Below are 26,157 nucleotides of genomic sequence, written 5' to 3' on the forward strand. Positions count from 1 at the left end.
CATGGAACTCGGCCCCTCCCACGGCATCAGGTTCCGCTTCGACGACGGTCTGCTCGGCGCCGCCCTGCTCGACATGCACCGCAAGCCCGCGCTCCCGCTGCGCGAAAGCCTGCTCGGTACGGGCGTCCGGCCGGAGCCGCTGCCCGCGCCCGAGGTACCGGCCACCCGCAGGGAACAGCGGCTCGGTATCGGCACCCGACACCTGGAACTGACCGAGCCGGCGGGCCCGGACCCGGCCGTCGCCCTGGAACTGCGGTTCGAGCTGAGCGCGCCGCTGGAGTGGCGTCTGACGACGGACGCCACCGCGGAGCCGACCGCGCAGGGCGCGCGCTGCGACCTGCCCGGCCGGGTCACCCTGACCGTGGAGACCACGGCCGCCTGCACGGTCGACGGCGGCGAGGTGCGGGTGGCGTTGCCGGCGGGCGGCTCCCGGCTCGTGCTGACGCTGACCAGCCTTCCGGTGTTCGACGTCGGCGACACCGTCGTGGTGTGCCGCCCCGACCAGATCCGGGAGGCGGCCGTCGTCGTGTCCTGCCTCCCCGGGGACCGGCTGACCCCCGTCGTCGCCGTCGAGCCGCCGCCCCTGTCCGAGGCCGACTACATCGCCCTCTACGAGCGGTTCGAGCACAGCCAGAACGTCTCGATGCAGCGCATCGGCGGCAAGCTCGGCATGGCCGAGGTGCTGTCCGGCGGCCCGGAGCTCCAGCGGCGGACACTCCTCGAGATCGCCGAGCACCAGCAGCTCGCCCAGGCCCTGAGCGGGTACCGGTCCTGGCTCAAGCACAACGAGATGGCGTCCCGGCTGGTGACCGAGATGCGCGTCCGACGGGCCGTGTTCCTGGCCGACTTCGCCCCCGGGGAACTCAACACCCTCGATCCCGCGCTGCGGGAGGAGGCCGACCGGGTGTGGAGCGCGCACACCGGGAAGGACGCGAAGGACCGCGACGACCCGTCCGGCCGGATGTTCGCCGGACTGCCCGAGCACGTACGCCTGCACTGGGACGGACCGACCGACCTCACCACCGTCGCCTGGCAGCGGCTGCGCGCACCCGGCGACGAGCCCGAGCAGGTGCTGGAGGTGCCCGAGGACGACCCCGCGAGCTATGTCGCCGCGCTGTACACCGCCCTGCGCACGGGCGCCGCGCTGCGGCCGGTCGCGGCGCCGGGCACGCCGCTCGACCCGCTGTTCGCCGCGGCCGTACCGGACGACGCCGACGAGGCGACGCTCGTCGAGAACACCGCGGACGTGAACGCGCTGCTCGGCGCCGTGTACGCCCATCACCGCGGCGCCCGCCTGGTGGTCACGCCGCCGCCGGACCTGGCGCCGGTGCGCGCGGCCGTCGACGCACAGCAGCGCCGGATCACCGGGTCGTCCCCGCGGGCCCTCGACGCGGGGACGGACGAGGCCGACCGGGGCGGGAAGCTGCGGCGGTGGCTGTCCACCGGGCTGCGCAACCCGTACCGGGCCCTGGAGGCGGCGGTGACCGCCCAGGTGGCCCCGAGCGTGATCAGCGCCGTGGGCGACCGCCGGCTCACCGCGTTCACCACCGGGATGCCGTACTCGTTCGTCCGCACCCAGGAGGCCGACTGGTCGCGCAAGCCCATCGGGCACGTCGCCGCCGACCCGGCGCTGATCATCCTCAACGAGATCTACAGCGCGGGCATCGCACGCTCGGCCGGCACCTTCAGCCTCGTCTTCGACCCCGGGTTCTTCCAGGCCTCGGAGACCGAGGACGTGATGGGCTCGATGGGCGGCCACTTCACCCATCCCATCCTGCTGCCCGGCCCCGACGAGCTGATGCTGGACGCCCTGACCACCCTGCCCCGGGACCTGCCGGTGGAGCTGCTCTTCTTCAACACGCACGGCCTGGACGACGGGATCGTGCTCGGCGAGGCGCTCGCCCTGGAGAACTGGCGCATCCCGCAGTGGCTGACCCTGGAGCACCGGCCCCTGGTGTTCAACAACTCCTGTCAGTCCTGGACGGGCGTCGGCCGGGAGTTCGTCCGCGTCGGCGCCCGCGGCTACATCGGCTCGCTGTGGAGCATCCCCTCCCGGCAGGCGGCGGACTTCGGGCGTACGGTCGTGCACCGCATCACCGCCGAGGAGCGCCCGGTGAGCGAGGCCATCGTGAACACCGGGCTGCCCGCCGGAATCGAACGGTCCTACCTCTACGTGGGCACCGCGAGCGGCCGGCTGGACCAGTGGCGGGACCGTACCGCCACCGCGGGCGAGGCGGCGCTCGCCGAGTGCGCGATCCTGGCGCGCGCCGCGCTCGGCCGCCGTGGCTCGCTGACCCCGCTGCTGCACCGCGAGATGACCGCTCTGCGCCGCACCGTGGAGCACACTCCGCACGGCCGCACACCGGCCTACCTGGACGTGCTGCTGGACGACCTCGCGCTGACCGTCGGCGACGACAGCGCCACCGAGGACGCCGTACAGCGGCTCCTCGCGTCCGTCGACGCGCTGCTGCCCCGGCTGGACCTGCCGGCAGCGGAGGCGGACCGGCGGTGGGCCGTCCGGTTCACGCTGACCGGCCTGCGGCACGAGCGGCGCGACGAGCTCGCCGACGCGCTGGCCGCCTTGCGGCGCAGCGTGGACTACGGCGAGGCCTGCCCGAACCGCTCGCGCCTGCTGCTGCGGATGGCGCAGCTCCAGATGCGGCGCGGCCACTGGGAGGAGGCGCGCGGGCTGGCGCAGGAGGCGTACGACCTCTTCCAGCGCGAGGACGACCAGACCGGACTGCTCCAGGTCTCGGGTCTCCTCGGCCAGTTGAGCAAGCGGCTGCGCCGCTACGACGAGGCGATGCGCCACGCCCGCGAGGGCTATGCCCGCGCGGTGGAGCTGGCGGACCGGGAGCAGCAGGGCGCCTTCAAGCTGGACGAAGCGACGCTGCACCAGGTGGCCGGCGATCACGACGCCGCGATCGCCGCCGCCACCACCGCCCTGGAACTGGCCCGCATCATCCATCACGACCAGGCCGAACTGGCCGCCGTGGGCAGGCTGTGCGTCTGCCACCGGGAGAAGGGCGACCTGGCCACCGCCGAGGAGTACGCCACCGTGGGACTGGCGCAGGCGGAGCGGCTCGGTGTGCCGAGGGAGGCGGCGAGCTTCCACTGGGATGTCGCCGAGGTGCTGCGGCTGCGCGGCAGGCCCGCCGAGGCGCTGGTCCACTACCGGGCCGCGGTGGACGGACTCGTCCGGATCGGCGCCTGGGAACTGGCCGCACCCATCCTCGCCGGTCTCGCCGCGCTCGCCGAGCAGCAGCAGGACGCGGACGCCCTGTGGTCGGCGGCGGTGTGGGGCGCGATCCTGTGCTCCGCCGCGGACCCCCAGCAGTGGTCCTCGGTGCTGCCGCTGGTGATCGACGCGGTCACCAGGGCCCTGGAGCTGGGCCCCTTCGCGCTGACCGAACGGCGGATGGCCGAACTGTCGGCGGTCCTCACCGCCGGCGGCCGCGAAGGCGCCCCGGAGCACATGCGGTTCCTGGGCGATGTGTTCACCCTGCTGCTGACCTGGCTGGTGGGCCAGAACCCCGCCGAGGTCGCCGAGTTCGCCCGGCATCTGGACGGGCAGGTCGAGGGCGTCGCGCTGGGACTGGCGGAGTTCGTGTCGGTGCCCTACCTCCGGCGCGCCGCTCACGGCCTCCGCGAGGAGCCGCACGAGCCAGTGTGATGGAGCCGCGCAGAACCCCAAGTTAGACGTATCGCGGCCGGTCACCTAGCGTTCCGCGCATGACAGAGCGACGCGCGATCCTGAGTGGTTCGGTCTTCGAGGAGCAGATCGGCTACGCCCGGGCCGTGGTCGACGGCGACTGGGTGCATGTGTCCGGCACCACCGGCTTCGACTACACCACCATGTCCATCTCGGACGACGTGGTCGAGCAGGCCGAGCAGTGCCTGGCCAACATCGGGGCGGCGCTCACCGAGGCGGGGTGCACCTTCGCCGATGTGGTCCGGGTGCGCTATCTGCTGCCCGACCGCGCGGACTTCGAGCCCTGCTGGCCGGTGCTGCGCCGCTGCTTCGGCGAGGTACGCCCGGCCGCGACCATGATGGTGTGCGGACTCGCCGACCCGCGCATGAAGATCGAGATAGAGGTGTACGCCCGCCGCCCCGGGCGGTGACCGGTTCAGCTCCGCCGGGCGGCGGCGGGACCGGCGGAGCCACGGGCGCGCCGCGCCGGGCGCAGGAACGCGCCCCAGCCGCCGTCCGGCCGCTCGCCCACCTGGAGCGTGCACAGCCGGGCGAGGATCCGCGGTTCCTGGACGTCCAGCCAGTCGACGAACTGCCGGAAGGAGACCAGGCGGACGTCCGCACGGCCGGCGATCTGCCGGAGCGCCTCCTCGGCCGCGTCCATGTAGATACCGCCGTTCCACTGCTCGAAGTGGTTGCCGATGAACAGCGGCGCCCGGTTCGTCTCGTAGGCCCGGTCGAACCCGGCCAGATACGACTGCGCCGCCTGGGCCCGCCAGTACGGGTAGTGGTACGACGGTGCCCGGGTCGAGTTCCCCGACTGGTTCGCCAGCATGTTGTAGTCCATGGACAGCACCTCGAAGGTGTGCCCGGGGAACGGGATGCTCTGCAACGGCAGGTCCCAGACGCCCTGCCGCTTGCGCGGCCAGCGTTGCAGCCCGCCCGGTGACGAGGCGTCGTACCGCCAGCCCAGCGCGCGGACGGCCGGCAGCAGGTTCTCCTGCCCGAGCAGACACGGGGTACGGCCGCCCACCAGCTCCCGGTCGTAGTCGAAGGGGAGCGGCGGCTCGGAGTGCCAGCCGGTGTGGGTGCGCCAGGCGGTGACGAAGGTCCGGGCCTGCTCGATCTCCGAGCGCCACTCCGCCGGCGTCCAGTGGGCCACCGACCCCGGGCCGGCGCAGAAGTGCCCGTTGAAGTGGGTGCCGATCTCATGGCCGTCGAGCCAGGCCTGGCGGACGTACCGCAGCGTCTCCTTGATGTGGGTGTGGCTGAGGTAGCCGATGTCGGAGGCGCCGGCCGGGTTGTTCGGCGGACGGTACCTGTGCCGGTGTTCCTCCGGCAGCAGATAGAGAGCGGACAGGAAGAACGTCATGTGCGCGCCGTGGGTGCGGGCCAGCTCCAGGAAGCGCGGGAACAGGCCGGTGCCCAGCTCGCCGGCGCCGTCCCAGGAGAACACCACGAACTGGGGCGGGGTCTCGCCCGGTTCGAGCGGCGTGGGCGCGTCCGGCTGGCGGGGCTGGCCTCCGGTGTACGACGTGGAGCCGTCCCCGATCAGCCGGGGCGCCCCCTGCCCCGGCGCGCCGGGTTCGCCGCCCTCCCGCCCGCCGCAGCCGGCGAGCGGGGCGGTGGCCACACCGAGACCGGCTCCGAGGCCGAGACGCGCCAGGCCCCGGCGGCTGATTCCACTCATCTCCCCCATTAGATGGGATAAGCGCATGAATGCGGGGGATTGGCTCCGGTGTGGCGCGCGACCGGGCCGCCGGGGCCGCCCGGCTGCCGGTCAGGACAGGGCGAGGTCGTCCGCGTAGACCGCGCCCTGGCCGTACCAGCCGTGGACGTACACGGTGACCGTGCCGGAGGAGCCCGTCGTGAAGGGCACCGTCAGCTTCGTCCAGGCGGAGGAGGACGCCCAGGTGCTGGCCGTCGCGCCGCCGCTGACCCCGAGATAGGCGTACGGACCCTGCACCCAGCCGCTGAGCGTGTAGGACGTGTTCGGCTTCAGGGTGAGGGTCTGGGCGCACTGGCCGGTCGTGCTGTCGGAGGGCGTGGTCTTCAGCGCGTGGCTTCCGCCGTGCACCGGGGACGAGACCACGGTGGCGCCGCTCCCGCAGGTCCACGGGGCGAGCGAGCCCGTCTCGAAGCCGCCGTTGCCGAGGACCGCCGTGCCGCCGGACCCGTTCACGGTCAGGGAGAGGGTGGCGCTGTGCCGGGTCGAGCCGGACGTGCCGGTCACCGTCAGGGTGTAGGTGCCCGGCGCCGCCGAGGTGCCCGCCTGCACGGTCAGGGTCGAGGTGCCGCCGGCGGTGACCGAGGAGGGGCTGAGCGAGGCGGTCACCCCGCTCGGCGCGCCGCTCACCGCGAGGTCGACGCTCTGTGCGCCGCCCGAGGTCACCGAGGTCTGCACGGTCGCCTTCGCCGAGCCGCCCGGGTCGAGGGAGGCGGCGGCGGGAGAGAGGGACACCGCGAAGTCATTGGCCGGCGGGGTCGTCGTACCGCCCGTGAACGGTGCGAAGGTGTGGGTGAAGTACCAGGTGTCCTGGGCGATGCCCGAGCAGGTGTCGGAGGCGGGGGAGCCGGGACAGCTGCCGTTGTCGCGCTGGAGCGCCCAGAAGGACAGGGTGTTGATGCCCCGGGCGACGGCCCAGTCGTACACGGTCGTCGCGTCGGCCGTGGTGAAGGTCTCCGCCGGACCGTAGTCGTCCACGCCCGGCATCTCGGTGACCCCGATCATGCCCCACAGCTGGCTGTCGCTCAGGTTCGGGTACAGCGACGCGAGCTGGCCGTGCAGCCCGCTCGCGGCCGTCTGGGTGTCCGTGGCCATGTGGTGCGTGGCGCCGTCGTAGTAGTCGAACGTCATGATGTTGACGACGTCCACCTTCGCGCCGGCGTTCTTCGCGCTGCGCAGCACGGCGAGCCCGCTGTCGGCGAGGCCGGTCGTCGTGGTCGGCAGGGTGTACGAGAACTGCACCGAGCGCCCGTTGGCGGCGGCCCAGTCCTGGACCTTCTTGATGGCCTGGTTGCGGCGGTCGACGCCGGCGGTGTCGGTGAGCGAGTTGTCCTCGACGTCCATGTCGAGCCGGGAGACGTCGTAGGTGGTGATGATCTTCTCGTAGGCGGCGGCGATGGAGTCCACGCTGGTGCAGCTGTCGGCTATCTCGGTGCCCCCGTTGTCGGCGGCGTATCCGCCGAGGGAGGGGATGATGTCACCGCCCCGCGAGCGGATGGTGTCGACGTCGGCGCCGAAGACGGAGCGGTCCACGGGCTTGCCGCTGTCGCCGTTCCAGTACGGGGTGCACGAGCCCTTCTTGTCGGCCTGGAGAAAGGCCATGGTGAGGTACTTGGCCCCGGAGGACTGGGCCAGCGCGGCGGGGCTGTCGCCGTTGTAGGACTCGAAGTAGGGCGCGAAGACATGCGCGGGCAGCGGGGTCGCCGCGTGCGCGGTGCCCCCGATGCCCAGGGCGATCCCCGCGGACGCGGCCAGGGTGGCCACGCCGGTGAGCAGGGCGCGAACGGATCTCGGACGTGTCATCGGGTACTCCCGGAGAGCGGACGACAGGGCGGTCGATCGGGGGTGTCGCACGGTGCGGAGCCCGGCCGGGGCTATTGGTCTAGGCCATGATTGGTCTGGACCAAACCCGGGTCAAGGTGCGCGACCCCCGTTTTTGCCCGTTCATGGGAGTCAACTGGCTGAGATGTCTTGAGAGTTGGCCTATCGGAGTTCAGCTGGCCCGGGTGCCGCCGCCGCGGCGGATACGGCCCAGCAGATCGCGGTGATAGGCCGCGAGCTGTCCGGCGGGCACCGGGGCCGGGCTGCCGCTGAGGGTGTACCAGACGTCGCTGCCGGAATGCTGCACGGCCACACGCGCGCTGCGGCCGTCGGCCCGCAGCACGGTCGCGACCATCAGATCGCCGGTGACGATGCCGATCTCCTCGGTCAGCGCGCCGCCCGGGCCCGCGGTCACCCGGTCGACGTAACAGTTGATGCTCGGAGGGCTGTTCATGGAGCGCAGGCTTCCATCCGGGCGGCCGGGAAGCAGCGCACCGCGCAGACGCCGCCCGCACATGTCCCCGGGTCGGACGTGCCGCCGGGCGCACCCGGCGCCGGAAGACTCAGCCGAACAGCGGAAAGCGGTCCGCCGCCGCACCGAGGGCGGTGCGTTCGGCCTCGGTGAGCGCGGCCCGGCCGGTGCCCACCCGCGCATAGTGCCGGTCGCTCCACTCCGGCAGCCCGGGCCGGCCCAGCAGCCCGTCCAGGGTGGCGCGCACCGCGGCCAGCCCCTCGGGCGAGGGCCCCGGCGCGAGCGGCAGGGCGGCGGTCAGGTCGAGATGGTGCACGGTCGCCTCCACCGCGAGGGTGAGCAGCAGATCGCCGGCCGTCAGCACATGCCCCTGGGTGGCGACATGCCGGCCGGGACCGACGCCGTCCGCGGCCCCCGCGGCCGCCGCCAGCGTCTCCAGGAACAGCCCGCGCAACTGGCCCCAGTCCAGGAACATGCTCGCGCTCACCCGCGCCCAGCGCCGGCCGTTCGCCGCACCGACGCCGTCCGGCCGCCACTCCTGCCAGTAGCTGACGGCGTCCCGGTCCGCCGGCCCGGACGCCGGGGTGTGCAGGGCCACCAGAGCGCGCTGGGCATCGCCCAGACAGTGGAAGACGAGATCGCGGACCGCCCACCCCGTGCAGTCCGTCGGCAGCCATGACTCCTCGTCACCCAGCTCCGCGACCACCGCCGAGAGCGCCTCGTACGCCGCACGCACCGTGCGCGCCGGGGCGGAAGCGTCGGCACCGGCCATGCTGCTCCTGTCCGTCGTCCCGGATCGGCTCACCCGGACAGCCTACGCCGCGGCCGACGCCCGAGGCGTTTCAGGTGTCGATCGGTGTGAGGCCCGGATAGATGTCGTTCCACCGATAGCGGCGGCAGCGGAGGTGGAAGGAGACGTAGCCGGCCGCGTAGCGCTCCAGGTGCGGACGCTGGTCGTCGGTGGCGAGAGCGAGGAAGCGGTCGCGGGCCCGCAGGCCGCTGTCGAGGGTGCGGCGGGCGACGGCCTGGTACGCGATGCCCTCCCGCGTACTCGTGCGGTAGAGCCTGCTGGTGACGAAGTCGGCTCCGTCGACCGCCTCCTTGTAGCAGGACAGCACGTCGTTGACGTCGTTCAGGAACGTCACGCCGGAGCACAGTGCCGCCGACCAGAACGCCCGGTTCGTGCCGGCGTCGAGGCACGGGTGAGTGAACTGCAAGGAGACGAACCAGAACTGGGAGAAGCCGTTGTAGGCCCGCACGAAGTCACTGTCCACGCCGTCGGACACCTCGCGCGTGAACTCCGCCTCCATCAGCACGCCGACGAGCGCGTTGTGCAGGAAGGCCCGGTAGACCGCCAGGAACGTCGGCCCGCAGAACGGTGCGATCTGCGCGAACAGGTGCCGCAGATAGCGGGTGAAGGGACGGGTCGGGGCCCGCTCGGGCAGCAAGGCCTCCTGGAGGACCGCCTCGGCCTCGGCCGGCCGGCGGCTGCACAGGTCGTCGAGGTAGGTGCCGAACACCCAGACACGGTCGAGCGCGAACGCGAGATCCTCGTCGGTGACCGGCACCATCATGCTGCGCATCAGGGTGATGGTGCGGATCGTCGCGGCCGGGACGGCGACGCCGAAGGCCTCGAACTCGGCGGCCAGCAGACCGGCCCGGAAGCGGGCCGCGGCCCGGTCCACCGCCGGCTCGTGCTCGATCGAGAACGCGACCAGAGGGTCGAGGAGACCGGAATCCAGCAGGCCCGCCATCATGGCGCGGTGTCGCGGATCGGGGATCGCACCCAGCCCGTGCCGGGGCGTGCACCGCAGGGTGTCGATGCCCGGCGGACGAGGATGCCGGACCATCCGGCGCTCGGTCAGACTCACACGGCGTCCTTCCCCCACAGGGCGGTCGGCACCGATGCTCCACCAGCCGCCTCACCCACCACGGTTCGCGTCGGATGATCACACGGCCGTACCGTCGGCCGCACCCGAAGCCGGCCGCCCCCAGCCGACCAGGTGAACGCGGGGCGCAGCGATTGACGTCGACCGCCCCCGTCCCGCGTCCGCACCGCCCCCGTCCCGCGTCCGCCCCGACGCCGTAACTGCCTCGGGACGACGTTCAGGGAAGCCGGGAGGCGCTCTGGCGGCGGACCGCCGAGATCAGTCCGCCGGGCCCCTCCTCGCGCTGCGGCGGGGTGCTGACCGGGCGGCCATAGGCGGCAGCGCGCTCGCGCAGGGTGTGGCAGTCGGCCTCCCAGCCGTGGCCGGCCAGCCAGCCCACCGGGTCGTCGGGCATCTCCGAGACCCACAGGGACGCCGCCGATCCCGGCACGGCGTCCGCGCCGAAGCGCTCGATCACGCCGCGCGAGCCCAACGTCAGCCCCATCCGGCTGCCCGCCGCCGACTGCGCGCCGATCCGGGCCAGCAGCAGGTCCACCGCGTCCTCGGGCAGATAGATCAGCAGTCCTTCGGCGATCCACACAGTCGGCACCGTCGGGTCGTGCCCTGCTGCGGCCAGCGCGCCGGGCCAGTCCTCACGCAGATCCACCGGGACGGTGATCCGCTCGCAGCGCGCGACGGCCCGCTCCTGGCGCAGCACCGAGGCCTTGAAGTCCAGTGGCGCGGCGGTGTCGACCTCGAACAGCCGGGTGCCCTCGGGCCAGTCCATCCGGAAGGCCCGGCTGTCCATGCCGGCACCGAGCAGCACGACCTGCCGGACCCCGGCCGCACAGGCCTCCCGCAACAGGTCGTCGAGGAACTTCGTCCTGATGACGATGGAGAACGACACGGCCAGCCGGCGGCGTCGCGCGCCCTCGTCCTCGGGCAGCGGCGGCGAGGAGGGCCACAGGCCGCCGGCGGTGGCGAAGGCCTGTGCCAGTGGGTCGCGGAACAGCGCGTTCTCCCGCTCGGTCTCCAGCGCCCGCACCCGGGCCACCCCCACCGCCGTGGCCCACACTCCCGACGGCCGCACCCGCTCCTGCTCATCAGTCACCGCGACAGCGTAGATGACGGCTCCAAGGGGCACCGTCGCCCGGTCCCCGGCCGGCCGGCGCATCGGGTGTCTCAGTCCACCGGCCAGGTGTGGACCGGGGCGTTGAGGTGCATGTAGTCGATGTACACCTGGGTCATCCGCCGCAGCGCCTCATGGCGGCCGGTGTGGGTCGTGTCCTCGATCCGGTGCAGCATCTCCTTCTGCCACACGGACCCGTTGCGGGCCGTCACACAGCGCTGCTCGATGATTCCCAGCAGCGGCTCACGCCACGCCGCGTCCATGCCGGAGTGCTCGAGACCGCGGTGCGCGAGCGGCAGCAGCCGGCGCAGGACCAGTTCGGGCACCGGCACCTCGCCCGTCCCCGGCCAGTACAGCAGCGCGTCGATGCCGTGCCGGGCTGCGGCGTGCAGGTTGTCCTCGGCGGCCGCGAAGGACATCCGCGACCACACCGGCCGGTCCTCCTCCACCAGGGCCCGGGTGAGCCCGTAGTAGAACGCGCCGTTGGCCAGCGTGTCGGCGACCGTCGGTCCGGCGGGCAGCACCCGGTTCTCCACCCGGATGTGCGGGCGGCCCTCGGCGACCGCGTAGACGGGCCGGTTCCAGCGGTAGATGGTCCCGTTGTGCAGGGTGAGTTCGCTCAGCTCCGGTGTGTCGCCCCCGTCCAGCGTCTCCACCGGATCCTGCTCGTCGCACAGCGGCAGCAGGGCCGGGAAGTAGCGCAGGTTCTCCTCGAACAGGTCGAAGACGCTGGTGATCCAGCGTTCCCCGAACCACACCCGGGGCCGTACCCCCTGCACCTTGATCTCCTCCGGGCGGGTGTCGGTGGCCTGCTCGAACAGCGGGATCCGGGTCTCGTGCCACAGCTCCTTGCCGAACAGGAACGGCGCGTTCGCCGCCAGCGCCACCTGCACCCCGGCGATGGCCTGCGCCGCGTTCCAGTATCCGGCGAACTCCTCCGGGGACACCTGGAGATGGAACTGGGTGCTGGTGCACGCGGCCTCCGGGGTGATGGTGTCCGCATAGGTCCGCAGCCGGTCCACCCCGTCCACCTCGATGCGCAGATCCTCGCCCCGGGCCGCGAAGATCTGGTCGTTGAGGAGCCGGTAGCGCGGGTTCTCGGACAGCGTCTCCTCGCCGATGTGCTGCTGGCGCAGCGTGGGCAGGATCCCGATCATGATGAGCCGGGCACCGGCCGACCCGGCGCGCAGGTCGGCGTGGTTCAGCGCGGCACGGATCTCGGACTCCCAGGCGTCCGGACCACCCGCCGTCAGCCGCCGCGGCGGCACATTGATCTCCAGGTTGAACCGGCCCAGTTCGGTGGACCAGGCGGGGTCGGAGATCGCCTCCAGCACATCGCTGTTGCGCATCGCCGGCTCCGCCGCCTCGTCGACCAGGTTCAGTTCGATCTCCAGCCCGACCTGCGGACGCTCCGCCTCGAACCGTGCCTCGCGCAGCATCTGCGCGAACGCCTCGAGGCACTCCTGCATCTTGATCCGGTACCGGCGGCGGTCGTCGCGGGTGAAGACGAGCGCCGGGACGTCACGCCCCATCGGCCCTCCAGGCATCTCCCTCGTCGGGCACCTCTGTCCCCAGCGTCGCACCATCGCCGCAGGCGCACCATGCGGATGTCCTCGCCGCCGGGGACCGTTGATCGGTGTATGGGGCAAGATGGCCGCATGACCACCTCCCGCGGCGCCCGCCGGCCCACCATCGCCGATGTCGCAGCGGCGGCCGCGGTGTCCCGGACCACGGTGTCCCACGCGCTGAACGGCATCGGCAAGGTCGATCCGCGCACCCGCGAGCGGGTCCGCCGGATCGCCGCCGAGCTGGGCTACCGGCCCAACCTCCGCGCACAGCGGCTGCGCCGCGGCGAGGCCCGGGCGATCGCGCTGGCCTCCTCGATGCCGTTCGCGGTGGCCGGTGGACCCTCCCGGCTCGGCTTCTACATGGAGGTGGCGGCCGCGGCGGCCGAGCGGGCCCTGCTGCACGAGTACGCGCTGGTGCTGATACCGCCCGTGCAGTCCGGGTCCGCGCTGTACACCGTGGACATCGACGGCGCGATCGTCGTCGAGCCCGAGGCGGACGACCCGGCCGTGGCCCAGCTGCGCGAGCGCGGACTGCCGTACGTCACCCTCGGCCGGCCCACCGATCCCGACGACGACGCCCCGCACATCGACCTGCACGGCGGCCGGGTGGTCGACCTGCTCCTCGACCACCTGCGCGCCCAGGGCGCCCGCCGCCCGGCGCTGATCGTCGGCGCGAGCACCCGGCACTCCACCGTCGACGCCCGCGCGGCCTTCGAACGGGCGGCGGCCGCGCACGGCTGGCCGCCGATCGTCGCCACGGCACCGGAGGACGGCGGCGAGCAGGCCGGGTACGACCGCTGCGCCGCGCTGCTCGCCGAGCATCCCGGCATCGACGCGCTGTGCGTCCTGGTCGACGCCTTCGCCGTCGGGGCCGTACGGGCGCTGCGCGCGGCCGGCCGCCGCATCCCCGAGGACGTCATGGTCGTCACCCGCTACGACGGGCTGCGCGCCCGGACCTGCGAGCCGCCGCTCACCGCGGTCGACCTGCGGCTGGACCGGGCCGCCGCGGACGCGGTGGAACTGCTGCTCACCCGGCTGTCCGGCCCCCCGGCCGAGCCCCCGGAAACGCCGCCGCTCCCCGCCCCGGCCCCCCGCCTCGTCCCCCGGGCCTCCTCCCAACGGTGAGCGGGGCTCGGGCGGTGCCCGGTGCCGATCCAGGGGGCGCGCCACTGCTCGGCGGTGGGATGGTGTCCGTCTGGGGTGGAGCGGGTGGTTGGGCCGGCCGGTCCTTCTGGGAGCCGGGGTCAGGCCCGGGCTGGGCCGGCTGTCGCTCTGCGTCGAAGCAGCGGTCCGCGGGCGTTGGACAAGCGCTGTGCCGGTGGTCCATCGGCGTCGGGTCAGGCGGAGCCGGTCGTCCACCGGGGTTGGGGCAGGCCGAGCCGGCGGTCGGCCTGCGGAGCCACCGGGCAGCGGTGAGGGCGGTCAGCCTCCTGCCATCAGCGCCGCCCCGGACACCAGCGCGAAGAGGAGGACGAAGGCGCGCATCCGGCGGGCGTCGACGCGTCGGTGCACCAGTCGGCTGAGCCAGGCGCCGGCCGCCAGGGCCGGCAGGAGCAGCAGGGCCCAGCCCATGTCCGCCGGGTGTCCCCGCCCGGTGCCCAACAGCAGGGCCAGCGAGGCCACTTCGCCGACCAGGAAGCAGACGGCGACCGTGGCGCGCAGCTCGCCGGGCGGGCGGTGCTGGTAGACGAGGGCGAGCGGTGGGCCGCCGACGCCGGTCGCCGTCTCGGTCAGCCCGGTGACGACGCCCGCGACCGCAAACGCGCCGCGCCCCGGCTCGAACGCGGGCGCCACCAGGCTCACCAGCGCCGCCAGCACCGTGGCGGCCCCGACGGCCGGGCCGAGCGCGCCGGCCGGGATCACCCACAGCAGCGCCAGCCCCGCCGGTGTCGCCGCCAGCCGGGCCGCCGTGATCCATCCGGCACCGCGCATGTCGAGGCTGTGCCGCTCGCGCCAGGCGACGTACAGGTTGAGCGGGATCATCGCCGTCAGGACGAACACCGGCAGCAGCCCCGGCGCGAGCAGTCCCGCGACCGGCGCCACGATCAGCGCGAATCCGAGGCCGCTCGTGCCCTGGACGAACGCTGCCGCGGCCACGGTCGGCGCCAGTACGGCCAGCGTGGCCCCGGTCACCGCCCACCGCCCGCGACCGGCTCGGGCGCGGTGTCCGGCGGGGGCGCGGAGGCTGTCGTACGGCCGCGGGCCACCACCGAGGTGGGGTGCGCCCGCGTCACCCGGGCGCGCCGCAGCACCCGCGGGGCCAGCTCCGCCGCCCGGCGGACCAGCGCCGCCGCGTCCCAGTCCAGCGGCCGGCCGTGCCACAGCCGCAGCCGCCCGGCGACGAACACGGCGGTCAGCTGGTCCCGGTTGCCGCGCCGGACCAGTTCCCAGGGCAGGTCCCAGGACGGCTGCATCTCCGGCCCGGTGACATCCACCAGCAGGAAGTCGGCGGCGGCCCCGGCCGTGACACGTCCCGTGAGCCGGCCGAGGCCGACCGCGTCCGCGCCGCCCGCGGTGGCCCGCTCCAGCCAGGTCCAGCCCGCGCCGCAGGACGAGTCGCCGCTGGTCAGGCCGTACGTCAGCCGCTGTGCGAACTCGGCTGCCTCGGTGAGCCGGAAGGCGTCCCCGCGGGTCCCGTCGGTGCCCAGCCCGAACCGGATGCCCCGCTCGGCGAACAGGGTGGCGGGAGCGACCGCGTTGCCCTTCCAGGCGCTGGCGACCGGGTTGTAGCTCACCGCCGTACCGCTGTCGGCGAGCAGCGTGACCTCGGCTGGAGTGAGCAGCGTCGCGTGCGCGGCCAGCAACTGCGGTCCCAGCGCGCCCACATGGTGCAGATGTTCCAGCGGCCGCAGTCCGTGCCGGACCAGCGAGCGCTCCACCGCCACGAGATGTTCGTTGACATGGATCTGTACGACCGTCCCCGCCTCGGCGGCGAGCCGCGCGGTGGCGGCCAGTACGGGCGCGGTCGCGGCCTCGGGCACGCTCACGGCGAGCGAGGGATGGACGAGGCCGCCGCCGTACCGGGCCAGATGCCGTTCGGCGGCGGCGAGCACGGCCCGCGGGTCGGCGTCCGCGCCGGTGCCGTCCGCGGCGTCGTTGCAGACCAGCCCCAGCACACAGCGGATCCCCGCGTCCCGGGTGGCCGAGGCCACCACGTCCACGTCCACCGCCGCCCGGGTCCCGGCCTCGGCGACCGTCGTGAAGCCGCCCCGCAGCGACTCCAGCGCGGCGAGCTTCGCGGCGACGTACGCAGACTCCTCGTCCAGCGCGGTCTCCAGCGGCACCCACACCCGGCGGAAGATCTCCGACGGCTCACCGAAGGCCAGCGAGCCGCCGAAGCTCTGGGTCAGATGGTGGTGGCTGTCGGTGAAGCCGGGCATCAGCAGCTGTCCGGGCAGCGGTACGGGCGTCAGCGAGGGGTGAGCGGAAAGGATCCGCTCGACCGGGCCGACGTCCTGGAACACCCCGTCGCGCACCACCACCGCGTGCCGCTCCTGGGGGCCCTCGGGGGTCAGGGTGAGGTCGGGGACCAGCAGCAGCGCGTCGTCGCGGAGCGGGCCGGGGGACAGGTCGGGCATGGTTCTCCGTCGGTCGGGTGCGGTGGGGGCGGGGTGGGGGAGCGGGTCACCCATGGAGGGCCGGTCCGGGTGTCTCGGCCGGTTGGGGGGCGGGGGCTTTCGCGGCCCCGCGTCCGAGGTGGTGGAAGACGACGTTGAGGACGGCGGCGACGAGCGCGCCCACGGCGACCCCGCTCTCCAGCAGGATCCGCACGCCGGACGGGAAACCGGCGTACACCCCGGGCACCAGGATCGGCAGGAGGCCCAGCGCGAGGGCGACCGCGCAGGTCACGGTGGCCGTGTGGTCCTCCAGCCGGGCCCGGCCCAGCATCTGCACGCCCAGCACGGTGACGACCGCGAAGACCACCATCGCCGCGCCGCCGACCACCGCGGGCGGCATCGCGCTGATCGCCCGCGCGACCGGGGTGAGGAAGCCGAGGAGGACGAGGACCAGGCCGGCGGCTGCCGTGACGTACCGGCTGCGGACGCCGGTCACCCGGACGATGCCGATGTTCTCGCCGCTGGTGACCATCAGCGGCAGCCCGAAGCAGCCGCCGAGCAAGGAGGTCAGCGCGTCACCGCGCACGGTGCGCGGCACGTCCCTGCGTATGTCGATGTCCTTGCCCACGGCTTCGGCGTTGATGACGGTCTGCCCGGTCGCCTCCGCCATGGACGCGATGCTGTACAGCATCAGCGGCAGGGCGGCGAGGAGGTCGAAGACCGGCGCGCCGAAGGGCAACGGCCGCGGGACGCCGACGAGCTGTCCGGCGAGCGGTGCGTCCGGGTGTGCCTGGCCGAGCGCGAAGGCGACCGCTGTTCCCGCGAACAGGCCCAGCATGACGGCGAGTTGGCGCAGTGTGCCGCGCAGCAGCCGGGTGAAGGCGACGATCAGGGCGATGGTGGTGAAGGCCAGCCCGAGGCGGGCGGGATCGCCGAAGCCGGGGCTGCCGGGCGGACCGGTGACCAGCAGTCCGCCGACCTTCACCAGGTTGACCCCGACGATCACGATCACCGTGCCGATGACCAGCGGGGGAAAGTACTTCAGCAGCCGTGCGAACAGCGGCAGGACCAGGAAGGTGAAGGCGGCGGTGAGCAGCACCGCCCCGGTGGCGGTGCGCAGCCCGTGCTGCTGCGCGATCGACAGGAAGAGGATCAGCGGCGCACCACCGGGCAGCATCACGAAGGGCAGCCGCGGCCCGAACCTCCACGGGCCGAGGGACTGGATCAGCGTTCCGGCCCCGGACAGCAGCAGGGACGCCGAGAGCAGGTCGACGGTGAGCCCCGGGCCCAGCCGGAGGGTGGCGCTCATCAGGAAGATCGCGGAGATCGGGGTCGCCGCCATCACGAGGACGTGCTGAAGCCCGAAGAGGAGGATCCGGCCGAGCGGCCGGGACTCGTCGACGGGGTGGACGGCAGGGGGACCGGCGTCGGACGGCTGGGGCGGGTGGGCTGCCGGCTCGTCGGGTCGGGGGTCGACAGGATGTGCGGGACTGGACACGCGCGGGCTCCGTTCGGCTCGCTCGGGCTCAGGCCTCGACGATCCGGCCGGGACGGCGGCCAAATCGATTTGGCCGATCGATTCGGCCGTCAGTATGGAGGGGCCCCCAGGGGGCTGGTCAAGGGGTGCGGCCCGAGTGACCGGTGAGGGAACCGTGGGCGCGCAGACAAAGGGGCCGGGTCCGTCGGCACGGACCCGGCGCCGTCGATGTGCCCGCGAGCACCGGGCTCAGGACGTCTTGCGGCCCACGCCCGCGTAGAAGCCGATCTCGTCGGAGCCGGGCGGCGGGGTGCCGTCCGGGCGCCAGAACGCCACCTGTGCGAGTCCCGGCTCGACCAGGTCGAACCCCTCGAAGAACCGCTCGACCCCGGCGCGGGGGCGGAGGTTCAGGGAGGCGGTGGCCTTGGTGTAGACGGCCTGGGCCGCGGTGCGGTCGGCGAAGTCGCCCGTGGCGTGCGAGAGCACCAGGAAGCTGCCGGCGGGAAGCGCGTCCCGCAGGGTGGCGACGATCCCGGCCGGGTCGTCCGCGTCGGTGAGGAAGTGCAGTACGGCGACCAGCAGCAGGGCGACCGGCCGGTCGAAGTCGATGACCTTGCGGACGTCGGGGTGGTCCAGGACGGACCGCGGGTCGCGCAGGTCGCCGAGGACGATGCTGGTCGCACCCGTCCGGCTGAGCAGCGCGTTGCCGTGGGCGGCCACGATCGGGTCGTTGTCGACGTACGCGACCCGGACGTCCGGCGCCGTCTGCTGGGCGACCTCGTGCACGTTCGGGGAGGTGGGCAGCCCGGTGCCGATGTCCAGGATCTGCCGGACCCCGCTGCCGACGACATACCGGACGGCGCGGTGCAGGAACGCGCGGTTCGCCCGGACGCCGATCCGCGCCTCCGGTGCGGCGGCCGCGAGTGCGTCGCCCGCCGCCTGGTCCACCGCGTAGTTGTCCTTGCCGCCCAGGAGGTAGTCGTAGATCCGGGCCGGGTGCGGCTTGCTGGTGTCGATGTGCACGGCCTGGACGCCGTCCTGTGTCACGCTGTGCTCCTCTCGGCGGCCGCCACGGCCTGGGTGAACGGTTGGCCAAAGCTTCGCACATCAACTTCTCTGCGGGTGTGCCGAGTTCCCGCGTCCCGTCGGCACCTGGACCCGCACGCGCAGCCGGTCGGACGGCCCGGGGTGGGTGCGCGGGCGTGGGCGCGGACGCCGTCGGCTCACCCGTCCGGCCCGTCCCGGATGGCCTGCGGGCCCGCGGCGACGGAGGGTCTGAACAAGATCCTCTCTCTCCCTCTGCACGACACACACGACCGTACGACCGAGCGTACGAAGGGCGGCCGCCAGGACCGCCCCCCAGACCGGTCCGCCGCCGCACCGCCGGCGAGACGGCGGCGGGCCGACCCGGAAGGGGCGGGGAACGCTAATCCACGCGCTCGGGTCGTTCCCCGCCCCCTCCACCGGCCGGCAATCGGTCACTCCCGGTCGCCCGGCCGGTACCTGGTCACTCCCGGTTGACGGGCCGCCCCGGTCACTCCGGGCCGGAAGGGCCGGGCCGGCGCTTCGCCGGGGGCCGCCAGCCGCCGCTGACCTCCTTGGCCGGCTTGTGCGGGAAGCGGCGCCGCGCATACGCCTGGGCGTCCGAGCCGGGCAGGACGTAGAGGGTCTCGGTCTTCTCCTGCAAGGGCCGCAGCACCGTGTCCAGGTATGCCTTGCGGTCGTCCAGGTAGGGTCCGAGGACGTCCTCGCCGGCCGGGCAGACCGCCAGGCAGTACCCGGACTTGTAGCTGGGCTTGAAGGCGAGGCTCTGCCACATCGAGGCGTTCTCCGGGTCGGTGACGCGGGAGCGGAACTCGGCGGCGTCCTCGCTGTCGGCCACGGTCTGCGCCCAGTCCGTGAACCCGCTCATGAACTCACGGTAGTTGTGGGTCGTACAGGCGAGCGCGTCGAAGGAGCCGTCCTTGCCGATGGCGCCCACCGGGCACGCGGCGACGCACAACTTGCAGTCCACGCACGGGCTGTAGTCCAGCGGCTGCCCGTACGCGCTCACCTCCGCGTCCACCAGGACCGTCGCCAGCAGCACGAAGTTGCCGAACCGGGGATGGATGACGTTGCGGTGCAGGCCCATCACGCCCAGCCCCGCCGCCACGGCCACGGTCTTGTGGGCCACCACCCAGATGCGCCCCGGAAAGTTCTCCATCTCCTGCGGGAAGCCGGCCGAGGGGTTGAGCGCGTGGTAGCCGGCGTCCTCCAGGGCCCGGGAGACCGCGCGGGCCGCGGCGTTGACCTGTTCGTCGGTCTGGTGGAACTCCTGGTTGGCCACGCTGCGGGCGGGCGAGCGCGTGTTGTCGCGGTTCATGCGGACCATGAGCGAGATCAACGAGCGGGTGCCGGGCAGGGCGGCGCGTACGTGCTCACGCTCCCCGGCCAGGTCGGGGTGGTCCAGGCTCACCGCGGCCGCGTCGTCGGCACCGGCCTCCAGGCACAGCGCGCGCAGCCAGTCCGCGTCGATCACCGGTGGCGGGGCGCTCCGGCCGCCCTCCGCGCGGCTCGCCAGCACGGCCTGCACGGAACGATGGCCGGCGAGCCCGGCGGGAAGCTTCCGCCGCCCGGTGCGGCCCTCGGTGTCCTGCTCGCTCATGGTGTCCCGTCCCCGTACGGCGCAGTGAGTTGAGCTGGTGAGTTGGAAATTCAAACTCACTATGGCGGGAGAGTGGTCGTCAGGGCAAGAGCGGAATCCCGCGGGATGGTCTGGACGCGGGCCGCACACCGACTTAGTCTTCCTGTCCAGAAATGGAAATTCGGTCCAAGGAGTGCGGGTGGACAACGACGAGCACCTCATCCAGGAGGCCGAGAAGATCGCCGTCGCCGTGGGGCGGATGTTCCCCGGGCTGTGCGAGGTGGTGCTGCACGACCTGCGGGACCCCCGGCATGCGATCCGTGCCATCGAGAACAACCTGTCGGGCCGTCAGATCGGTGATCCCGCAACCGAGTTGGGACTGGCGCGGATCGCCGACCCGGAGTATCCGAGCATCGTCCAGAACTACCCCAACCGGTTCCCCGACGGCCGGCCCGTGAAGAGCACCTCCATCGGCATCAAGAACGCCGACGGCACCTATGTCGCGGCGCTCTGCCTGAACCTCGACGTCTCCGTGCTGTCCCCCGTGGCCCTCGCCCTGGCGAACCTCGTCGCCACCGACCCCGACTCCGGCGACCGGCCGCTGGAGACCCTGCGGGACCGCACCGCGCGCGAACTGCGCCGGACGGTGGAGGAACTGTCCGCACAGCGCGCCGCCACCCCCCGGTCACTGAGCCGGCCGGACAAGAAGGCACTGGTCCGGCAGCTGTACCAGGACGGCTGGTTCGACTCGCGTGACGCCGCACAGACCATCGCCGACCTGCTCGGCGTCTCCCGCGCGACCGTCTACAACTACGCCAAGTGACGGGCGGGCCGCCGTACCCGTACGGCCCGCGCCGACGCGCCGACCGCAAGGAGTCCGCCATGGCCGCCACCCCGACCGTGACCTTCGACGACGTCCGCGAGGCCGCCGTACGCCTCAAGGGCGTCGCGCACCGCACCCCTGTCGTCACCTCCCGCACCCTCGACTCCCGCGTCGGCGCGGAGGTGTTCGTCAAGTGCGAGAACTTCCAGCGCGTCGGCGCCTTCAAGTTCCGCGGCGCCTACAACGCCGCCGCCCGGCTCACCCCCGAGCAGCTGGCGCGGGGCATCGCCGCCTACTCCTCCGGCAACCACGCCCAGGCCGTCGCCCTGGCCGCCCGCGAGGTCGGTGCCACGGCCGTCGTCCTGATGCCCGAGGACGCTCCGCGTGCCAAGCGGGAGGCCACGGCGGGGTACGGCGCCGAGATCGTCACCTACGACCGGTACACCCAGGACCGCACCAAGCTCGGCGAGGCCCTGGCCGCGGACCGGGGGCTGACCCTCATCCCGCCCTACGACCACCCGCATGTCATCGCCGGCCAGGGCACCGCCGCCCTCGAACTCCTCGAGGAGACCGGCCCGCTCGGCGCGCTCGTCGTACCCGTAGGGGGCGGCGGACTCATCGCGGGCAGCGCCGTCACCGCCAAGGCGCTGCACCCGGGCATCCGGATCGTCGGGGTCGAGCCGGAAGCGGGCGACGACACCAAGCGGTCCCTGGAGAGCGGCACGCGCGTCACCGTGCCGGTGCCGCACACCATCGCCGACGGTCAGGCCCTGCCCACGCCCGGCGAGCTCACCTTCCCGCTCAACCGGCGGCTGGTCGACGCGATCACCCTGGTCAGCGACGCGGAGATCGTCGTGGCCATGCGGTTCGCCTTCGAACGCCTGAAGATCGTCCTGGAACCGAGCGGCGCCACCGGCCTCGCCGCCCTGCTGGCCGGACACCTGGCCCCGCTCCCGCCCCGCATCGGCGTCATCGCCTCCGGCGGCAACATCGACGCCGGCAGGTTCGCCGAGCTGCTCGCGGGCTGAGCCGCCCCGGTGTTGACGGGGCGTCGGCGCGGATGCCCCGGCGGCCCGGTCGCCGCCCGGCCGATTGTCAGTGGCCCCGCCTACGGTGTGAGCAGTGAGGACCTGCGGGAGTGCCGCGGTCCGGCTCGGGGAGGGGTGTGCCATGTCCACGGCGTCCGCGGTGTCGACGACATATCTGGAGCTGTCGCAGGAGGGCGGCGGTGCCCACAAGTTCTACGAGGTCACCGTCGACGGCCAGGTGGTGACCGTGCGGTACGGCAGGATCGGCGCCGCCGGACAGACCCAGACGACGACGTTCCCGACCGCGGAGAAGGCGCGGGCCGCCGCCGCGAAGAAGGTGGGGGAGAAGGTCCGCAAGGGCTACGCACCGGCGGTGCCCGGCGGCCGCGCCCCGCGCGCGGTGACCCGGCGTCAGGTCAGCTCGGCCCCGTCGACCGCGCGTGCCGTGGCGCCGGTGCTGTGGCGCTTCCGCACCGGCTCCGCCGCGTTCGGCATCCATGTCGACGAGGACCGCGCCTGGGTCGGCAACCAGGCCGGTGACGTCTACACCCTGGACCACGAAGGCGCCGTGCTGGCCCGCTTCAGCCTGCCCGACGGTGTGAAGTGCCTGGTCGCCGACGACTTCTGGATCTACGCGGGCTGCGACGACGGCAAGGTGTACGACCTCTCCGCCAAACTCCCCTTCGCCGCCTACGACATCACGGCCGACGTCGACATATTCTGGCTGGACATCCACGAGGGCGTGCTGGACGTCTCGGACCGCCAGGGCCGGCTCACCGTCATCGACCACGAGGACGAGCACCAGTGGGCCCGCCGCAGCCGGGGCGAGCACGCCTGGATGGTCCGCGCCGACGACCGGGCCGTCTACCACGGCCACCACCAGGGGGTCACCGCCTACGCGCCGGACGGCAGTGGCGAGTTGTGGCACACGACCACCCGCGGCGGCGTGCTGTTCGGCTGGCAGGAGGACGACGCCGTGTACGCGGGCACCGCGGCCCGCGTGGTCCAGCGGCTGTCGAAGACCACCGGCGCGATCGAGGCGACGTACGCCTGCGACGGCCCGGTGTACTCGTGCGCCACCTCGCCCGGCGGCCGGTTCGTCTTCGCCGGGGACGCGGCCTCCTCCGTCTACTGCTTCGACCGGGACGGCACCCGGCTGTGGAAGCTCGGCACGGGCAGCGGCTCGGCCCTGTCGATGCAGTACCGCGACGAGCGGCTCTACCTGGTGACCACGGACGGCTCGCTGGTCTGCGTGGACGCCAGTGAGCAGGCCGTCTCCGCGGCCCAGCAGGGCAGCGTGCCCGTGGTACGGGACGTGAAACTCGCCGCCGCCCTGCCGGCTCGCGCACCGGCCACCGCCGTCGCGGCGGTGGCCACCGTGGACCGGGCCCCGGCCGGCTCGGTCGTCGTCGAATGCGTCCAGGAGTCCGGACGGGTGCGGGTCCGGGTGGTCTCCGAGGGGTACGACACCGCGTGGCATGTGCAGTTCCCCCGCGCGATACGCGAGCCCGGCGCCCGCTACGTCGTGGACGCCCTGCACCCGGCGGCGGGCGGCTTCTACCGCGTCCGCGGCGACATCCGCCGCCTGCTGTGAGCACACCGGCGAGCAGGGCGGCCCCCCTCGCCCCGTTCCGGGCGTGACAGCATGCGGCCATGGCCTTGAGACACCCCGACGGCGACTACACGATCACCGAGATGTACTCCGTGCCCGATGACGCCTGGTACCTGGAACTGGACCTCGTGGCCGGGCAGCGCAACCTCGTGACCGCGATCGTCCCCGACGAGGATCCGGGCAGGGAGCCGACGGTGTGCTTCAACCCGCACGAGCCCCACGTGGACGTTCCCTACGAGGTCATGCGCTGGTTCATGCACCAGGTCGACGAGGCGGTCCGCACCTCCCGTGCCTGGATGCGGCTGCGGCCCGAACTCGTCGAGATCATCCACCGGCTCCGTCAGGAGCACATGGGCAGCATCGACGACGACACCTTCCCGCATGTCCTGGCGGAGCTCCGTGCCACGGTCCCCGAGACGGACCTCCCCGCTGTGCTGGAGGCGGCCTTCGGGCGGAATCCGGACGGCACCGCCGTGGACCATGCGCAAGCGCCCCGGCCCGCGGACGGTCCATGAGGGAAGCCCGAGGGCGCTGCGCGGGACAGCCGGGTCCGTGTCAGGGCCGCGGGGCCGCCGCCTCGTCCAGGATGGTCCGCGCTGCGGCGAGGGCCTCGGCGCGGTCCTGTGGGACCAGGCCGATGCGGGTGCGCCGGTCCAGCAGGTCGGACACGTCGAGGGCGCCCTCGTGCCGGGCCGCCCACACGAGTTCGGCCCGGGTGACCGGATGGCCCGGTAGCACCGGCTCGGCCAGGGCGGGATCCGCGGTGGCGAGCGCGTGGACGGCGACGGCCTCGGTGCCGTAGCGGCGGACCAGCCGCCGGGGTGCGGCCAGGGCCCGCAGCCGGGCCGGTGCCGCAGCGCCGACGAGGGGCAGTCCGGCGGTGGGGGAGGGCCCGGCGGTCAGGCCGCGCGCCTCGATCGCCGCGTCCACCGCGTCCTCGGCCATCCGCCGGTAGGTGGTGAGCTTGCCGCCGACCACCGTGGTGACACCGTCGGACGAGGTCAGCACGGCGTGCCGGCGCGAGACGTCGGCGGTGCGGGCCGGAGCCCCGCCCGAGGAGGTGTCCAGCAGGGGCCGCAGTCCCGCGAAGGCACCGACGACCTCGTCCCGCCGTACCGGCGTGTCCAGGACGGAGCCGAGGACGTCCAGCAGGAAGCCGATGTCCGTCTCCGGCACCTCCGGCACATCCGGGATGCCGCCCTCCACCGGCTCGTCGGTGAGCCCGACGTACACCCGGCCGTCGCCCTGCGGCAGGACCAGCACGAAGCGGTTGGTCTCGCCGGGGACCGGGATGTGCAGGCCCGCCGGCAGCAGCCCGAGCCGCTCGGAGCGCAGCACCAGATGGGTGCCGCGCGACGGCCGTACCCGGATGCCGTCGACGAGCTCGCCCGCCCACACACCCGTGGCGTTGATGACCGCGCGGGCCCTGAGCTCGCCCTCCTCGCCGGTGAGTTCGTCACGGATCCGCGCGCCCGTCCCGGTCAGCTCCCGCACCCTGACCCGGGTCAGCACCCGCGCGCCGTGCGCGGCGGCCGTCCGGGCCACGGCCGTCACCAGCCGCGCGTCGTCGGTCAGCCGGCCGTCCCAGGACAGCAGCCCGCCGCGCAGCCCGTCCGCGCGCACCCCGGGCGCCAGATGCCGGGCCTCCGTCGCGGACAGCCGGCGCGGCGCGGGCAGCGCCTGCCGCGGTGTCCGGGCCGCCAGCCGCAGCATGTCACCGGCCCGGAACCCGGCCCACGCCAGTGATGCCTGTCCGCGCGACACCAGCGGGGTCAGCGGCAGTACGAACGGCTGCGCGGCCACCAGATGCGGTGCGGTGCGCGTCATCAGCACCCCGCGTTCGACCGCGCTCTCGTGTGCCACGTCGAACTGGGCCGAGGCCAGATAGCGCAGCCCGCCGTGGATGAGCTTGGAACTCCAGCGGGAGGTGCCGAAGGCCAGGTCGTGGGCGTCCACGGCGACGACGTCCAGTCCGCGGGCGGCCGCGTCCAGGGCGGCCCCGGCCCCGGTCGCGCCGAGCCCGACGACCAGCACGTCGGCCACCCGGCCGTCCGTGGCCTCGGCCAGTTCCCGGGCCCGCCGGGCGCCGTCGAGGGACGAGCCGGGTCGGGCGCTGGTGTGGCTCATGGCGTGAGGGTCCTCTCCAGGAGGGTGCGCAGCTCGCCGAGGAAGGCGGCGGAGTCCAGTTCCGGATCGTCCTCGTCGGTCATCGTGCGCAGGGACAGGGTGAAGGACTGCACGGTCAGCAGCAGGGCGCGGGCCTGCCGTTCGGTGTGGCCGGGGCGCACGGAGCCGTCCGCGTGGCCCTCCCGCAGGGCGTCGGCGAGCAGCGCCAGCAGGGCTTCCTGGCTGGTCCCGCGCCGGTCGAGCACATAGGGGAGCAGCAGCTCCGGATCGACGTCGACGATCTTGCGGAAGAGGGGGTGCGCGCGGAACGCCTCGACGCCCGCCACCATCCCGTCCACGATCCGCGCGCGGGTGTGTGCGCAGGCGCCGGGCTCGGGGATCGCCCGGGTGGCCACATCGATCCACTCACGGGTCATCAGATCGCCCACCAGTGTCCGCAGGTCCGGCCAGCGCCGGTACACCGTCATCCGGGAGACACCGGCGCGGCGGGCGACGTCCGCGAGGGTGGTGCGGCGCACGCCGACGGCCAGCACACAGTCGCGTGCCGCGTCGAGCACGGGATTGCTGTCCGGGCCCTGCTGGCCGTCGGCGCCGCTGTGACCGTCCGAACCGTTGTGACGAATAGGCGTCATGTG

At 73.5% G+C, this 26,157-nt stretch carries 21 protein-coding genes; 7 read left to right on the top strand and 14 right to left on the bottom strand.

Annotated features, from left to right (window positions below; all coding sequences use genetic code 11):
* The first annotated feature begins 1 nt into the window (after window position 1).
* A complete protein-coding gene (locus ACFVIU_RS14075) occupies window positions 2–3,673 on the top strand; it encodes a hypothetical protein (protein ID WP_385842649.1) in 3,672 nt (1,223 codons plus the stop codon).
* 59 nt (window positions 3,674–3,732) lie between these two features.
* Entirely contained in the window at window positions 3,733–4,122 is a 390-nt protein-coding gene (locus ACFVIU_RS14080) for a RidA family protein (protein WP_385842650.1), read from the top strand.
* 5 nt (window positions 4,123–4,127) lie between these two features.
* Here the strand turns inward: ACFVIU_RS14080 and ACFVIU_RS14085 are convergent, their stop codons facing one another.
* The 7 genes from ACFVIU_RS14085 to ACFVIU_RS14115 all read right to left on the bottom strand — a co-directional run bounded on the left by ACFVIU_RS14085 (window position 4,128) and on the right by ACFVIU_RS14115 (window position 12,239).
* Complete coding sequence (locus ACFVIU_RS14085; RefSeq protein WP_385842651.1) at window positions 4,128–5,381, bottom strand: hypothetical protein; 1,254 nt, start codon at window positions 5,379–5,381, stop codon at window positions 4,128–4,130.
* A gap of 90 nt (window positions 5,382–5,471) precedes the next feature.
* Window positions 5,472–7,220: a carbohydrate binding domain-containing protein gene (locus ACFVIU_RS14090; RefSeq protein WP_385842652.1), complete on the bottom strand. Its 1,749-nt coding sequence runs from the start codon at window positions 7,218–7,220 to the stop codon at window positions 5,472–5,474.
* A gap of 190 nt (window positions 7,221–7,410) precedes the next feature.
* Window positions 7,411–7,692, bottom strand: a complete 282-nt coding sequence (locus tag ACFVIU_RS14095) for a hypothetical protein (RefSeq protein WP_385842654.1) — start codon at window positions 7,690–7,692, stop codon at window positions 7,411–7,413.
* 109 nt (window positions 7,693–7,801) lie between these two features.
* Entirely contained in the window at window positions 7,802–8,482 is a 681-nt protein-coding gene (locus ACFVIU_RS14100; RefSeq protein ID WP_385842655.1) for a maleylpyruvate isomerase N-terminal domain-containing protein, read from the bottom strand.
* 70 nt (window positions 8,483–8,552) lie between these two features.
* Window positions 8,553–9,581 carry a hypothetical protein gene (locus tag ACFVIU_RS14105; RefSeq protein ID WP_385842656.1) on the bottom strand — a complete coding sequence of 343 codons (1,029 nt, stop codon included), beginning with the start codon at window positions 9,579–9,581 and terminating at the stop codon, window positions 8,553–8,555.
* 235 nt (window positions 9,582–9,816) lie between these two features.
* The gene (locus ACFVIU_RS14110) at window positions 9,817–10,653 is read right to left on the bottom strand and encodes a class I SAM-dependent methyltransferase (RefSeq protein ID WP_385842796.1); all 837 of its coding nucleotides are present in this window, start codon (window positions 10,651–10,653) and stop codon (window positions 9,817–9,819) included.
* Window positions 10,654–10,760: 107 nt separating this feature from the next.
* Window positions 10,761–12,239, bottom strand: a complete 1,479-nt coding sequence (locus ACFVIU_RS14115; RefSeq protein WP_385842657.1) for a glutamate--cysteine ligase — start codon at window positions 12,237–12,239, stop codon at window positions 10,761–10,763.
* 126 nt (window positions 12,240–12,365) lie between these two features.
* Between ACFVIU_RS14115 and ACFVIU_RS14120 the strand changes: the two genes are divergently transcribed.
* The gene (locus ACFVIU_RS14120) at window positions 12,366–13,400 is read left to right on the top strand and encodes a substrate-binding domain-containing protein (protein ID WP_385842658.1); all 1,035 of its coding nucleotides are present in this window, start codon (window positions 12,366–12,368) and stop codon (window positions 13,398–13,400) included.
* A gap of 297 nt (window positions 13,401–13,697) precedes the next feature.
* Here the strand turns inward: ACFVIU_RS14120 and ACFVIU_RS14125 are convergent, their stop codons facing one another.
* From ACFVIU_RS14125 to ACFVIU_RS14145, 5 genes are all read right to left on the bottom strand, one after another.
* Window positions 13,698–14,408, bottom strand: a complete 711-nt coding sequence (locus ACFVIU_RS14125; RefSeq protein ID WP_385842659.1) for a sulfite exporter TauE/SafE family protein — start codon at window positions 14,406–14,408, stop codon at window positions 13,698–13,700.
* Window positions 14,405–15,853, bottom strand: a complete 1,449-nt coding sequence (locus tag ACFVIU_RS14130; RefSeq protein WP_385842660.1) for an amidohydrolase family protein — start codon at window positions 15,851–15,853, stop codon at window positions 14,405–14,407. Before ACFVIU_RS14130 ends, ACFVIU_RS14125 begins: the two co-directional genes overlap by 4 nt.
* 46 nt (window positions 15,854–15,899) lie before the next feature.
* Window positions 15,900–17,330, bottom strand: coding sequence for a uracil-xanthine permease family protein (locus tag ACFVIU_RS14135; protein WP_385842661.1), 1,431 nt, complete (start codon window positions 17,328–17,330; stop codon window positions 15,900–15,902).
* A 228-nt stretch (window positions 17,331–17,558) separates the two neighbouring features.
* Window positions 17,559–18,356, bottom strand: coding sequence for an SAM-dependent methyltransferase (locus ACFVIU_RS14140; RefSeq protein WP_385842662.1), 798 nt, complete (start codon window positions 18,354–18,356; stop codon window positions 17,559–17,561).
* 487 nt (window positions 18,357–18,843) lie between these two features.
* A complete protein-coding gene (locus ACFVIU_RS14145) occupies window positions 18,844–19,953 on the bottom strand; it encodes an epoxyqueuosine reductase (RefSeq protein ID WP_385842663.1) in 1,110 nt (369 codons plus the stop codon).
* A 178-nt stretch (window positions 19,954–20,131) separates the two neighbouring features.
* On the opposite strand from ACFVIU_RS14145, the gene ACFVIU_RS14150 reads away from it, so the two are divergent.
* The 4 genes from ACFVIU_RS14150 to ACFVIU_RS14165 all read left to right on the top strand — a co-directional run bounded on the left by ACFVIU_RS14150 (window position 20,132) and on the right by ACFVIU_RS14165 (window position 23,910).
* Window positions 20,132–20,755: a transcriptional regulator gene (locus ACFVIU_RS14150; RefSeq protein ID WP_385842664.1), complete on the top strand. Its 624-nt coding sequence runs from the start codon at window positions 20,132–20,134 to the stop codon at window positions 20,753–20,755.
* A gap of 59 nt (window positions 20,756–20,814) precedes the next feature.
* The gene (locus ACFVIU_RS14155) at window positions 20,815–21,783 is read left to right on the top strand and encodes a threo-3-hydroxy-L-aspartate ammonia-lyase (protein ID WP_385842665.1); all 969 of its coding nucleotides are present in this window, start codon (window positions 20,815–20,817) and stop codon (window positions 21,781–21,783) included.
* 142 nt (window positions 21,784–21,925) lie between these two features.
* A complete protein-coding gene (locus ACFVIU_RS14160; RefSeq protein ID WP_385842667.1) occupies window positions 21,926–23,377 on the top strand; it encodes a WGR domain-containing protein in 1,452 nt (483 codons plus the stop codon).
* Window positions 23,378–23,436: 59 nt separating this feature from the next.
* Entirely contained in the window at window positions 23,437–23,910 is a 474-nt protein-coding gene (locus tag ACFVIU_RS14165; RefSeq protein ID WP_385842668.1) for a hypothetical protein, read from the top strand.
* A gap of 40 nt (window positions 23,911–23,950) precedes the next feature.
* On the opposite strand, the gene ACFVIU_RS14170 is transcribed toward ACFVIU_RS14165, so the two are convergent.
* Both ACFVIU_RS14170 and ACFVIU_RS14175 read right to left on the bottom strand, forming a co-directional pair.
* On the bottom strand, window positions 23,951–25,522 hold the full coding sequence (locus tag ACFVIU_RS14170; RefSeq protein ID WP_385842669.1) for a glycerol-3-phosphate dehydrogenase/oxidase: 1,572 nt from the start codon (window positions 25,520–25,522) through the stop codon (window positions 23,951–23,953).
* Complete coding sequence (locus ACFVIU_RS14175; RefSeq protein ID WP_385842670.1) at window positions 25,519–26,154, bottom strand: TetR/AcrR family transcriptional regulator; 636 nt, start codon at window positions 26,152–26,154, stop codon at window positions 25,519–25,521. Before ACFVIU_RS14175 ends, ACFVIU_RS14170 begins: the two co-directional genes overlap by 4 nt.
* Window positions 26,155–26,157: the final 3 nt, after the last annotated feature.

It is taken from the genome of Streptomyces sp. NPDC127190 (assembly GCF_042672505.1).
In the GTDB taxonomy this organism is placed as follows: Bacteria; Actinomycetota; Actinomycetes; order Streptomycetales; family Streptomycetaceae; genus Streptomyces.